At 37.7% G+C, this 12772-nt stretch carries 12 protein-coding genes; 7 read left to right on the plus strand and 5 right to left on the minus strand.

From position 1 onward, the window contains the following. Nucleotides 1-185 precede the first annotated feature (185 nt). The 4 genes from AC59HC_RS00890 to AC59HC_RS00905 all read left to right on the plus strand — a co-directional run bounded on the left by AC59HC_RS00890 (nucleotide 186) and on the right by AC59HC_RS00905 (nucleotide 4478). Nucleotides 186-1775 (plus strand): DUF3472 domain-containing protein, encoded by a 1590-nt coding sequence (locus tag AC59HC_RS00890; protein ID WP_395972133.1) that lies wholly within the window; start codon nucleotides 186-188, stop codon nucleotides 1773-1775. 245 nt (nucleotides 1776-2020) lie between these two features. Continuing rightward, the gene (locus AC59HC_RS00895; protein ID WP_110009040.1) at nucleotides 2021-2614 is read left to right on the plus strand and encodes a porin family protein; all 594 of its coding nucleotides are present in this window, start codon (nucleotides 2021-2023) and stop codon (nucleotides 2612-2614) included. A gap of 78 nt (nucleotides 2615-2692) precedes the next feature. Then, a complete protein-coding gene (locus AC59HC_RS00900; protein ID WP_395972131.1) occupies nucleotides 2693-3754 on the plus strand; it encodes a sensor histidine kinase in 1062 nt (353 codons plus the stop codon). Then, nucleotides 3744-4478: a LytR/AlgR family response regulator transcription factor gene (locus AC59HC_RS00905; RefSeq protein WP_110009038.1), complete on the plus strand. Its 735-nt coding sequence runs from the start codon at nucleotides 3744-3746 to the stop codon at nucleotides 4476-4478. Before AC59HC_RS00900 ends, AC59HC_RS00905 begins: the two co-directional genes overlap by 11 nt. Nucleotides 4479-4529: 51 nt before the next feature. On the opposite strand, the gene AC59HC_RS00910 is transcribed toward AC59HC_RS00905, so the two are convergent. The 5 genes from AC59HC_RS00910 to AC59HC_RS00930 all read right to left on the minus strand — a co-directional run bounded on the left by AC59HC_RS00910 (nucleotide 4530) and on the right by AC59HC_RS00930 (nucleotide 9690). Next, the gene (locus AC59HC_RS00910; protein ID WP_202842034.1) at nucleotides 4530-5438 is read right to left on the minus strand and encodes a DUF6268 family outer membrane beta-barrel protein; all 909 of its coding nucleotides are present in this window, start codon (nucleotides 5436-5438) and stop codon (nucleotides 4530-4532) included. Between the two features lie 98 nt (nucleotides 5439-5536). Beyond that, the gene (locus AC59HC_RS00915) at nucleotides 5537-6757 is read right to left on the minus strand and encodes a multidrug effflux MFS transporter (protein WP_496557833.1); all 1221 of its coding nucleotides are present in this window, start codon (nucleotides 6755-6757) and stop codon (nucleotides 5537-5539) included. 168 nt (nucleotides 6758-6925) lie between these two features. Continuing rightward, on the minus strand, nucleotides 6926-7747 hold the full coding sequence (locus tag AC59HC_RS00920) for a helix-turn-helix domain-containing protein (RefSeq protein ID WP_496557834.1): 822 nt from the start codon (nucleotides 7745-7747) through the stop codon (nucleotides 6926-6928). Between the two features lie 299 nt (nucleotides 7748-8046). After that, entirely contained in the window at nucleotides 8047-9099 is a 1053-nt protein-coding gene (gene thiL / locus AC59HC_RS00925; protein ID WP_496557835.1) for a thiamine-phosphate kinase, read from the minus strand. Between the two features lie 96 nt (nucleotides 9100-9195). Next, the gene (locus AC59HC_RS00930) at nucleotides 9196-9690 is read right to left on the minus strand and encodes an acyl-CoA thioesterase (protein WP_227941268.1); all 495 of its coding nucleotides are present in this window, start codon (nucleotides 9688-9690) and stop codon (nucleotides 9196-9198) included. 114 nt (nucleotides 9691-9804) lie between these two features. On the opposite strand from AC59HC_RS00930, the gene AC59HC_RS00935 reads away from it, so the two are divergent. The 3 genes from AC59HC_RS00935 to AC59HC_RS00945 are packed head-to-tail and all read left to right on the plus strand — an operon-like array spanning nucleotide 9805 to nucleotide 12771. Continuing rightward, nucleotides 9805-11007 carry a BaiN/RdsA family NAD(P)/FAD-dependent oxidoreductase gene (locus AC59HC_RS00935; protein ID WP_496557836.1) on the plus strand — a complete coding sequence of 401 codons (1203 nt, stop codon included), beginning with the start codon at nucleotides 9805-9807 and terminating at the stop codon, nucleotides 11005-11007. A gap of 31 nt (nucleotides 11008-11038) precedes the next feature. Beyond that, nucleotides 11039-12337 (plus strand): alpha/beta fold hydrolase, encoded by a 1299-nt coding sequence (locus AC59HC_RS00940; RefSeq protein WP_496557837.1) that lies wholly within the window; start codon nucleotides 11039-11041, stop codon nucleotides 12335-12337. 14 nt (nucleotides 12338-12351) lie between these two features. After that, nucleotides 12352-12771 carry an energy transducer TonB gene (locus AC59HC_RS00945; RefSeq protein WP_202842047.1) on the plus strand — a complete coding sequence of 140 codons (420 nt, stop codon included), beginning with the start codon at nucleotides 12352-12354 and terminating at the stop codon, nucleotides 12769-12771. Nucleotide 12772: the final 1 nt, after the last annotated feature.

A 12772-nucleotide genomic window follows, 5' to 3' on the forward strand; every position in this document is an offset into this window, starting at 1 on the left:
ACACTCTTTATAGTCAAAAAAATGCGCTAGTACTTCTTTTATTTTTAAATCTAACAGTATTAAAATCAAAATATTTTTAACAAAAAAAATCCTGTATAAGTGAATTTATATCAAATTTGAAATTACTTCAATTTTCTTTCGATTATAATCTTTTACATTATTATTTTTATTAAAAAATCACACAAATGAAAGTATTAAAATCTATTTTCTCATTAATTACATTCTTTTTCGCGGCCAATCTTGTATCGGCTTCAGGATCAAGCATTACCTGTAACGGAGAAACTTACAAAATTCCTCTTGCAGGAAATGCCTTTATAACCCGCCCGGTAAGTAATGGGACGGAGAAGATTACCGATTATGGACTGACAAACTGGACAAGTTCTCAAGCTGTAGTAAGCACCTATTTTAAAGTAAGCAGCAGCGGAACGTTAAACATTAAAGTAATCGCAAAAGTATTTTTTGATAAAAGCAGCACAATTAAGGTTACTGTCAATGGAGTTTCACACAAAATCTTTATGAAGGGAACCTCTTTTAATACTTATTCTGCAGGAAGCTTTTATGTACCCGCAGGATATGTAAAAGTAGATCTGCAGGGTGTCAGCAAAAACGGACTCTATTTCGGGCGCATATCTGATCTGCTGATTGACGGACCTGCAGCATCAGGAAATACTGTTTTCTCTAACAATCCGGATTACTATTATTGGGCAAGAAGAGGCCCTTCATGCCACTTGGGCTATGTTATTCCTACTTCTGAGAACGTTTCTTACTACTACAATGAAGTAACGGTGCCTGTTGGCCAGGATAAGGTGGGATCTTATTTTATGGTAAACGGTTTTGGAGAAGGATATTTTGGAATGCAGGTAAATAGTGCAAAGGAAAGACGTATCTTATTTTCAGTATGGAGTCCATTCGAAACAGACAACCCTGATTCAATTCCTGATGATAAAAAGATAAAATTAAACTGTAAAGGGGATAATGTTACCATTGGAGAATTCGGTAATGAAGGTTCAGGAGGGCAAAGCTACCTGAAATTTCCATGGAAAGCAGGCCTTACCTATAAATTTCTGCTGAAGGCAAATCCGGATGGAGCAGGCAGTACAGATTACACAGCCTGGTTTTTTGAACCGACAGCCGGAAACTGGAAACTGATTGCAAGCTGGAAAAGACCTTATACCAATACTTACTTAAAAGGATTTTACAGTTTTGTAGAAAATTTTGAGCCTGAAAATGGTTATCTGGGCAGAAGGGCTGAATTCGGAAACCAGTGGATAAGAACCGCACAGGGACAATGGATGCCGGTTTCAAAAGCGAATTTTACTGTGGATGCTACTTACTCCGCCAATCAGAGAGTGGATGCTTCCGGAGGAACTGTGAATAATAAATTTTTCTTAAGAAACGGAGGATTTACCAATGAATATACTCCGGTAAATACGTTGCTGAGCGTTACTGCACCTGCTCAGGCTCCAAATATTAATCTATCATCTTTGCCGTACTGCAATAATACCGGCACCATACAACAGCGTTCTGCAGCGGCTCCTGAAAACACAGATCCTATCAGATTGTTCCCGAATCCTGCTCATAGCTTCATTCAGGTAAACGGACTGGAAGGTAAGCAGGCTTCGTACAGCATCATGAATGTGCAGGGTAAAATAATTAATACCGGACATACAAACGGAGAGGAAATATCAATCTCAACATTGCTGGATGGTATCTATATGCTCAATATATATGATGGTGCTACCATCAGAAAAAGTTTAAAGTTTATTAAAAATTAAATGGAAAGCGGGCTTAGTCTTTCCAATCAGAAACAAACACAGATATCACGTATTTAACCACGTAAACACCTTGTAAGAAAGGCTGCGTTATTAAATAATAAAAACCGGGAGTATGACAACTTCCGGTTTTATTTTTCACCTAAAAACAGATCTTTGTCAAAGCATCTCTGCCATTCATCAAATAAAATTTAATTCCATCCTTCATAGTTGTTGTTTTGCATCAGATTTTTAACAATAATAAAATTATGAAGCAGCAATTTTTCGCTTTAAGTGCATTGCTATTATGTATTTTTTGCAGTATGGAAACTAAAGCACAGCAGACTCCGGCTTTTCACATTGGGGTAAAGGGAGGGGCAAACTTTACAAAAACCTCCACGGAATCTTCTTTAGAAGGGAAATACGGATTCGGTTATCAGGCAGGTGTAATGACAAGAGTGGATATCGGAAAACTGTATGTGCAGGGAGAAGCTCTGTTCAACAAAAGAAAAACATCATACCAGTCCCAAGACGGAAGCTCTTCAAAACTTTCATGGAACGCTATTGATATTCCAGTGGTAGTAGGATATAAACTGATTAAAGCAGATGACTTTAATGTGAGAGTATTTGCCGGAGGCGTTTACAGCTATGCTTTCAACAATAAAGTGTCTGCGTCTCAGGCCCTTCATGAAGGATTTAAAAAGTTTGACAAATCCAATATTGGCATTACGGGAGGTGTAGGATTAGATTATAAGAACTTCACGGTAGATTTGAGATATGAAACCGGCCTTACAAGCATCAGTAAAGAATTTAAGTCCAAACCCCACAGTTTCTCCCTTGGGATAGGTTATTTCCTGTTCTAAAAAACTTAAATTATCTTTACCATTAGAAACTGTTTTCCCTGCAGTTTCTAATTTTTTTATCAACCTATTTCCAATTCCATGACAAAATCTTTTGTTGCAAAAGAATACATATTTACTTTTATTTTCTGGCTTGTATTAGCGATTGTATTGTGGTTTAATTTCCAGAGTACAACAGAAAGTTATCTTGCGATGACCCAGGCTGCGATCATTGCGGCATTTTCGTTTACATTTACTCACTTTTTAACCAATAAGCTTCTTCCGAAAGCACTTCGGGAAAAGAAAATGAAACTGTTCCTGATACAGCTGGTCATGGTGATTTTCATGCTTAGTCTGGTTTTCTCCGTTATATTCACCTATCTTGAAGTGGAACCCAAAGATGAGCTTCCGGACAACTTCAGAGATCATTTACCTTTTTTGTGGAAGGGCTTTTATATGTCCCTGCCTGCCTCATTTCTGATCAACGGAGCAGCGTGTGGTGTAAAATTTTATAATGAACATGGAAGAATAGAGCGTGATCATATTCTCCTTCAGCAGGCTCATCTGGAAAACCAGCTCAAGCTTCTGCAGGATCAGATCAACCCGCATGTAGTATTTAATATCCTGAATCATATTCATATCCTGATGAAAACAGATACCCAGCTTGCCGATTTTTTACTGATGAAATTTTCGGATATTCTACGGTACCAGCTGTATCATTGCAACCAGCCACTGGTTCCTTTGGATAAAGAGATTGAGTATCTCCAAAACCTTGTTGAGGTAGAAAAACTGAGGTGGGGAAACGAGCTGGACGTAAAAGCCCAATGGCAGATCAATAACAGAAAAGCTTCTATTGCTCCACTACTTTTGGTACCTTTCATAGAAAATGCATTTAAATACGTTTGCAGGCTTCCGGGACATAAAGGTTATGTGAAAATCTCCTGTAAAGAAAAGAATAACAGTCTGTATTTTTATGTCGAAAACTCCTATTCGGATATAGCAACCTATAAAAAGAAGGACGGAACGGGCGGAATCGGTCTTCAAAATGTAAAAAAACGTTTAAAATTACAATATCCGGACTCTTATGATCTGAAAATCGAATCCGATAATCACATCTTTAGAATAACATTAATACTAACATTATCTGACAGTTATGAGCTCTAATATTCCTAAAATGAAATGTCTTATTATTGATGATGAGCCTCTGGCGAGATTCCATCTTAAAGAACTTGCCGGTCAGATTGATTTTTTATCGGTTGAAGGAACATGCGCAACAGCATTGGAAGCCGACGCAAAGGTAAAGGAGAGTGAAATAGACCTTCTTTTCCTTGATATCAATATGCCTTATCTTACGGGCCTTGAATTTCTGGAACAGCTTGAAAATCCTCCTTTATGTATTCTCACTACCGCTTATTCCGAATATGCGCTGGAAGGATTTCGGCTGCAGGTGGTTGATTATCTGTTAAAACCCATTGCCTTCAACCGGTTTTACCAGGCGGTAAATAAGGCTCAGCAGCAATTTATTATCAGTGAAAAGCTGAAAAAAAACACTTCATTGGATGATCCTTTCCTGTATGTGAGACAGTCTGATACTTTCATTAAAGTTTCCTGGGTTGATATTCTGTACATTGAGAGTATGCAGAATTATACCAGGCTTCATTTTAAAGATAAATCGTTGATTATCCATCAGACGATGAAAGCGATTGAAGAATCACTTCCTTCGGATCATTTTTTCAGGATTCATAAATCATACCTCATCAATATTACCCATATTGATATGATTTCCGGAGGACGTCTTTTTATTAATAAAATTGAGCTTCCCATCTCCCGGACCCGCAAAGAAGAATTGCTTAACCAAGTGGTTTACAAGAAATTAATCAGCAAGTAACTGAAAGAAGCCGGAAACGGGGAATGTAATAATTCCGGTTTCCGGCTTTTTTTAAGGCAGATTCCAGCGTAATGATACTGCAGCGTAAAATGTACTTGAAAATCTTGGATCAGCTATTTTTTTGTCTCTGAAAATGCTGCTGATTTTCCGGTCATTTTCACTAAAGCTTCTCAATATCGCTGTTCCTCCCGTGAGACGTACGGTGAGCCTGTCATTGATTTTTAATTCCGGCCTGAGCCCTGCGGTGATCTGCTGATACCCTAACAACATCGATTTTCCGTTTATACTTCTCTCTGCCGTCATTCCGTTCAGTTCTACAACGGTTTTTAAAGCAAATTTATCCGAGAAAAGATATCCGGCTTCCATTCCTTCCGGGAAGTTGATCTTGAATTTAATCTTTCCGTTGGTCTTCCAGTCGAAATAAATCCATGGTAAAATCATAGGGACCCCAAAAGCAGTAGTTAGCACCGGCCCGGCTCCTAACGAAAGGTTTGGATTAAAATGCCTGATAAACAAAATTCCGCCCTGCCCCAGTAAATCATCGAAATCTATTTTCTCAAGGTCTGTATACACTCCTACGGATGCCGTCATCATCATACTCCACTTTTTACCTAAAGGTCTCATATGCTGTATTCCGACCTGTGCGTTCAGCATCTGATCCGGAAATAATGCTGTTTCGTAATTTTTGTGAGTCATCTTTGCGTATGATCCGCTCAGCAGCATAGACCATGCCCTTACTTTTCCATCAGTATCTTTTTTTACAGATAAAGGAATGCTTAGATTCAGATCTACTCTTTTAAAATCGCTTTTGGAATTGGTCTTTGTACTGTCTTCCGGACGGATGTAATTGGATGCAGGAATGTATTCTGTTTTAAGCTCTGCAGAGAGCCCGGACTGTGCATTTATCCAGTATCCTAATGGTAATATACAGCATAAAGCTGTCAAAAGGGTTCTTTTCATATTTTAAATTTTATGCAAAGAGAACCCTTTGACCATTTTTTACAAAAATTACTTGATTAAGTGCCCGGATTGTATGACAACAGGATCAAATACGAGGATTAATTTCCAGGTTGGGCAACCAATGCTGCAGTCACTTTTTGAGTCTTAAAAATGCGATAACCGAACCATACGGCAATCAACGCCATGGCAGAACGCGTTACCACCATTGGAATGATGGAATCTGCTTCTAAAAAGCCCAGCAATGCTGACATTAAAAATGTAACCATCAGCTGCATAAAACCAAGTAATGCAGCAGCTGTTCCTCTTCCCTCTTTGAATGGCGATAAGGCATGAGCTGATGTGATGGGAAATAATATACCAATAGCCAGCAATGACAGGTACAACATTGCAATTTCCAATGCTACAGAAAGGTTTTCAGCCGCAACCAGAATATGAAGTGTACATACCAAGAACAACACAATTGTAGCAGCAAATAAAAGAGTGGAATTGCTTATTCTTTTGATCAGTTTGGGTGTAATATAAGCTGCCGTTATCAATGCTAAAGAATTAAAAGCAAAAATAAAGCTGAATGTACTGCTCGAAAATCCATGAATCTCCATAAATAAAAACGGGGCATTGGAGATGTAAATAATCAAAGAGGCAAACGCGATACTTCCCACGATGGTACTGTTGATAAAATCCCTGTTGGAGATAATCATTTTCAACTGATCCTTTAATCCTTTTTCATCCGGTATTTCATCATCGGAAAGCTTGATTCTGGTATTGGTTTCCGGTACATACTTATAGACCATGAAAAATGTGATCAGTCCCATGATACATAAAAAAGCAAAAGAACTGTTCCAGCCCCAGAATTTAAGGAATACACTTCCCAACAGAGGGGCCACAATGGGTGCTATTCCACTGATCTGCGACTGCTGCGAAAAGATGGTGACTGCTTTATGCTTATCATAGAGATCAATAATAATAGCCCTTCCGATCACAATCCCGGCACTTCCACCAAATGCCTGCAGAAAACGCATGGCCCACAAAACATAAATATCTGAGGTAAAATAGATGGCGGTTGCTCCTATAATAAAAAGTAAAAGTCCGCAATACAGCATTGGTTTACGACCTTTTTTATCAGATAAAGGCCCCCACAAAAGCTGTCCGAATGCAAATCCGGCAAAGAATACCGAAATAGAGATCTGAATATGCCCGATATCCGTTTTAAAGATTTCGGCCATACTTGGGAAAGCGGGAAGATAAAGATCTATACTTAACGACTCCAGTGTGTTGAGCAGTGCAAGAATAAACACTACAATACTTAAATTCTTCTTCATAAATAACAATAAGCCTTCGCAGGCGATTTTTTCAGCTGCAAAATTGCTGTAAAAAGCATCGTTTTTCAATAAAAGAACTGAAGAAAGTATAGGACAAACTGAAGATTTAAATAGAACAACAAATGAAAAATATTAGTTTCACTCTATTATTGTGGTAAATATTGAGGATTATCTTTTTTCAATATTCTTAAAATTGTCGGGATTTTGCCCCGTATGTTTCTTAAAAAACCTTGAAAAATATGAAGCATCGTTAAATCCTAGCTTAAAAGCAATTTCCTTCACCGTGAGTGCTCCGAAGCTAAGCTCTCTTTTCGCCTCGAGGACAAGACGCTGAGAAATCATCTTTTTTACAGTCGTTCCTCTCAGATGGCGCACAATATCATTAAGATGATGGGTACTTATCTTTAACTGACCGGCATAAAAACCAGTCTCTTTATGCACGATATAATGTTTGTCAATAAGTCCCACCAGCTCCTGAATACGTTGACGGTCATTCAATAAAGGCTCCTGAGGGATAATCTGCTCCCCGATGATGATACAAAATGCTTGCAGATAAGCCTTTAAAAGTGCTGTTCTTGATTTTGTTGTATACTCCTGCTCCATCAGAGATATGATTGTACTGCAGGTTTTTTCATTCTTTGGATGTAAAAAAAAGGGAAGCTCACCTCCGTTAAGTACTGATTCTATATCACATACTTCGGTGAAAATTTCCCTGCTTATTGCCATTGCATACCCTTCCTCTCCTTCCAGCTTCATATTAAAAGCTTGGCCTGGTGCAATGATACAGATTTGATTATTTTCCAGTTTATAGCTTTCAAAATCCAGTTCCAAGCGGCTGTTTTCATACACTTCCCTGAACCAGATGATTTCAAAAAAATTATGCCGGTGAACATCATGAAAATTCTCCGGGCCCGCTGCGCTCAGTGTACTCATCTGAAACTCTTCAGAGGTCAGATGGTGAACGGGAATTTCTTTTTCAGGCGTAATCATTATTATGGTGTAAAATAATTAACTGGAAACAAAAACCACAGCAAAAAAAGTGCTGCGGTTTTCTTACAATATTTAAAATTAAATATAATTTTTCAATTTTATTGATATGCTTTTCCAGCCTACCTTTCGTTCAGCTGAAAACAAAATAATAAATTAAGCTCCAGATGCTCACAAAAAATAAGACAAAAACGAAAGACTCTTTCAAGTTCTGATTTCGTTTTTTTATGTAATGTTTATATAAAGTAACTATTACAAACGTTATAATTACTAAACATGGTAGTACTGTAAAAGTATACATTTTATTGGTTTAAAAAAGCATCCCATCCCTGAGCAGTAAGGGCTACCAGCTGGTTGGATCCTCTTGCCACCATAAAGTTTCCATCTTCTTTTTCTACGGCATGTCCTATAATGGTAAAATCAGGATGGTTTTTAATTTTATCAAAATCATTTGGTGAAATCGTGAACAGAAGTTCATAATCTTCACCACCGCTTAAAGCAGTCATTACCGGGTTTAAGTTCATTTCATCTGCTGTAGAAATGGTAAGATTGTCCAACGGAATTTTTTCCTCATACAATCTGAATCCAACATTGGATTGGTCTGAAAGGTGAAGGATTTCGGAAGCCAGACCGTCTGAAATATCAATCATAGAAGTTGGTTTAATATCCAGTTCTTCCAGGATTGTTTTAACGTCTGTTCTTGCTTCAGGCTTCAGTTGTCTTTCCAGGATATAATCATAGCCTTCCATTTCAGGCTGCATATTCGGATCGGCAAGGTAAACGGCATGTTCTCTTTCCAGAATCTGTAACCCCATATAGGCTCCACCTAAATCTCCTGTTACAACAAGAAGATCATTTGGTTTTGCTCCGCTTCTTTTTACGATGTTTTCTTCATTTTCAATTCCTACAGCCGTAATGCTCATCACAAGCCCTGAGTTGGAGCTTGTTGTATCACCTCCAACCAGGTCAACTTTGTACCTTCCGCAAGCAGCCTGAATTCCGGAATAGATTTCTTCTAAAGCTTCCACAGGAAAACGGTTGGATACCGCAAGGGAAACCAGTATCTGTGTAGGCGTCGCATTCATCGCAGCAATATCACTTAGGTTTACGACCACCGCTTTATATCCTAAATGCTTTAAAGGAACATAGCCCAGGTTAAAATGGACTCCTTCCGCCAATACATCTGTTGTAAGAACTACTTTTTTGCTACCTGGATTAATGACCGCCGCATCATCTCCTACTCCAAGTTCTGAAGATTCATTGGATAACGGAAAATACTCTGTCAAATGTTTAATAAGACCAAATTCTCCTAATTTTGAAATGGGCGTCAGCTCCTGTGATTTATCTTCAAACATGATTTTTTGTATTAATGCTTAATGTAAAAAGTATGAATGATGTAAAAAATTGCTTCTCAAACTTTAAACATCAAACCTTGAATTTTAAACTTTGAATTATCGAGTAAGTTCTGCCGGGTCAATATTGTGCGGGTGGAAAGGAAACTTCTTGAAGTCTTCCTTTGATAGTACAACAGTGTCCGGGGTTTTATATTTATTCATTGCTTCCACTACATCATCCGGCGGAGTGGTCATTTTTCTAAGCATCATATCAATCCATACGCCTGTAGCTTCTGCCGTGGCACAGTGCATTCCGTCAGGTGTATAGAATTTGTGTACGAAACGGTAGATGGAAGAATCCTCTGCACATCCGTCTATTTCCACACTTACGATTACCGTCTGATCAGCATAGATCTCTTTGAAGAAAGAATATCTTTCATGCAGGATCACCGGGCCGATTCCCCATCTGCTCAGCTGGGTAACCCCCATTTTCTCTTTAGTCATAAAAGCCATTCTGGCCTGTGCACAATATTGTACATATGATGAATTGGCAAGGTGCTTGTTGGCATCAAGATCGCTCCATCTTACTTCAAATTTATGGTAGAAAATCATATGAAAATCGTTTTTGATATAATTAAAATTATAATCTTCAAAAATACTCAAATAAGATGGTTTATAAAAATTGTACTTTTGAAAAAATAATCTTCCGCATAGGATTACCCATACATGAAACAGATCATTATTATCGGAGGCGGTGCTGCAGGCTTTTTCTGCGCATCTAATCTTGACGAAAAGAAATATACAATTACGATTTTAGAACAGAACTCAGATGTCCTTCAGAAAGTTAAAATTTCCGGAGGCGGACGCTGCAATGTGACGCACGCATGCTTTGATCCAAGAGAACTTGTTCAGTTTTATCCCCGTGGAAATAAAGAATTGCTAAGTGTTTTTACTAAATTTCAGCCTGGTGATACCATGGAATGGTTCGATCAACGAAATGTTCCCTTGAAAATTGAAAATGATAACAGAACTTTCCCGGAAAGCAACTCTTCCCAGACCATCATCAATACTTTTCTGAATGAAACGCAAAAGAAAAATATTTCCATAAAAACAAAATGTACGGTAAAAGAGATTGAAAAGCAGGACGAAAAATATATTGTAAAGACCAATTCCGGAGATTTTGAAGCAGATTATATCGTTTATACGACCGGAAGTTCGCCAAAATCGTTGAAAATTGTCGAAAATCTTGGTCATAAGATTGTTGACCTTGTCCCTTCGCTTTTCACATTCAATATTAAAGATGAATTGCTGAAAGATCTTCCGGGAACAAGCTTTGAAAATGCAGGAATTTCTATTCCTAAGCTGAAAACTGAAGAAAGCGGACCTTTGCTTATTACGCATTGGGGGCTTTCCGGGCCTGCTGTTCTGAAAATTTCTGCATGGGAAGCGATAAGCCTGGCAAAGTTGAAATATAACTTTGAAATTGAAGTGAATTTCGTTTCTGTTGAAATAGATGAAGCGGAAGAAATGTTCCAGAATTTCAAGCAAAGCAATCCTAAAAAAACCATCGGACAATCTAAGATCTTTGATATTACCAACCGGTTCTGGCAGAAAATTTTAGAGATCTCAAAGGTTGATCTCAACAAACAGGTGGCTAATATTTCCGGAAAAGAAATGCAGAAAGTTCTGGAAAATCTTTGCAAAAAGAAGTTTCAAGTAACCGGAAAATCGACATTTAAAGACGAGTTCGTAACGGCCGGAGGTATTGATTTAAAGGAAATTAACTTCAAAAACATGTCTTCCAAATTACTTCCCAATTTCTATATTGCCGGAGAAGTTCTGAATATTGACGCCGTGACCGGAGGATTCAATTTCCAGGCATGCTGGAGTGAGGGATGGCTGATTGCACAGGATCTTAACAGCTTGTAAAAAATGATTACTTTTAATAAAAACTAAATACATGAAAAAAAATTTCGGTTTCTTTCTTTTACTCTGGTTCTTTTTAGGATACAGCCAGGAAAAAACAATCATCTCTGACTGGACATCATTCACACAAGCTGTCAATATAGAGCATAAACAGAATTGGAACTTCCGTATAACGGCAAAAATCAGAAAAGACAATGAGGATAATGGCTCCAATTGTGGATTATGGAGCAGAATAAATAATAAAGATGACTCTACAAGTTTCTTTGAAAATCAATATTATGGAATCCAGGTAACCCATGAATGGAAAACCTACGAAATAAAGGGAACCATCAATCCATCTGCGAAGACCATGACTATCGGAGCTTTTGCACAAAACAACGGCGATTTTTATTTTGACGATTTTAAGCTGGAAGTTAATGATGGAAAGTCAAAAAAGTGGATTGAAATCCCTTTGGAAAACTCAGGTTTTGAGAAAGATATCACATCCGGTGGCTGGTTTGAAGGAATCCATTCTCAGAACATAAAGCACGTAAAACATTTTACCATTGAAACTTCGGATTATCATCCATTCAGTGGCAACAAATCTTTGTTGATCAAAGGTCGTGGTATTATCGGAACAATGCCGGAAGGAAAATTTATGGATGTTAATGGTATCAAATTATATTATGAAGTCTATGGAGAAGGTGAGCCGGTTCTTATGCTTCATGGCAATGGCCAATCCATCAGTGCCTTTATGAACCAGAAGGACACCTTTGCTAAAAAATATAAAGTGATTATTGTCGATTGCCGCGAAAGAGGAAGGTCTACTTATGACAAAACAAAAGAACTTACTTTTGATATTCAGACAGAGGATCTTAAGCAGTTTTTAGAGAAGCTCAACATCAAAAAAGCAAAAATTCTGGGCTGGAGTGACGGAGGAATTCTCGCACTGTCTATGGCCATGAAATACCCCGAAATGGTAGACAAAATTGCCTGTTCAGGAGCCAATATTTTTCCGGAAGGAGTGAAAGATCATGATTTAAAATCCATGAAAGAAATGCTTGTAAGCCTTACTAAAGAGAACAAAGACCATAAAAATGACATCTTTATTGATCTTCTGAATCTGGATTTGAAGTATCCTCAATGGAAGTATCAAGACCTGAATAAAATTCAGTGCCCATCATTAATCATTGCTGGTGATAATGATCTTATAAAAACAGAACATACGGTAAAAATCGCAGAATCCATCCCAAAAGGACAATTAGCTATTATCCCCAATGCCAATCATTATGTTCCTGAAGAAAAACCGGAATTATTCAATGAATTAGTGCTTGATTTCTTTGAAAATAAATAACTAAAAACCAAATCATGAAAAAAATAATAACATTCATTTTATGTCTTGGATTTGGGTTCGCATTTTCTCAGGTAAAGGAAACTGAAATTCTACCGGCTAAAGATCAGTCTGAAGAGCATGTTTTGTCGAAAGACTCAAAGTCTGCAGAATATCCCGGAGGATGGATGGCACTTCGAAAAGATATTGCTGACAGAATAAGGACGAAAAAAATAAATGTGGGAGGAATAGAAGGAACAATCACAGCGAGGGCAAAGTTTATAGTTAATATCAAAGGTAAAATAGAAGATATCACAGTAACTGGTGATAATGCCGATTTCAATAAAGAAATAGAAAGAGCTATAAAATCTCTGAAAGCTAAATGGAAACCAGCAGAATCCAAGGGTCGTATTGCCCGTAGCTATTATACTTTTCCTCTTACGATAAAACTTGATTAAC

It is taken from the genome of Chryseobacterium sp. DZ-32, assembly GCF_059587025.1.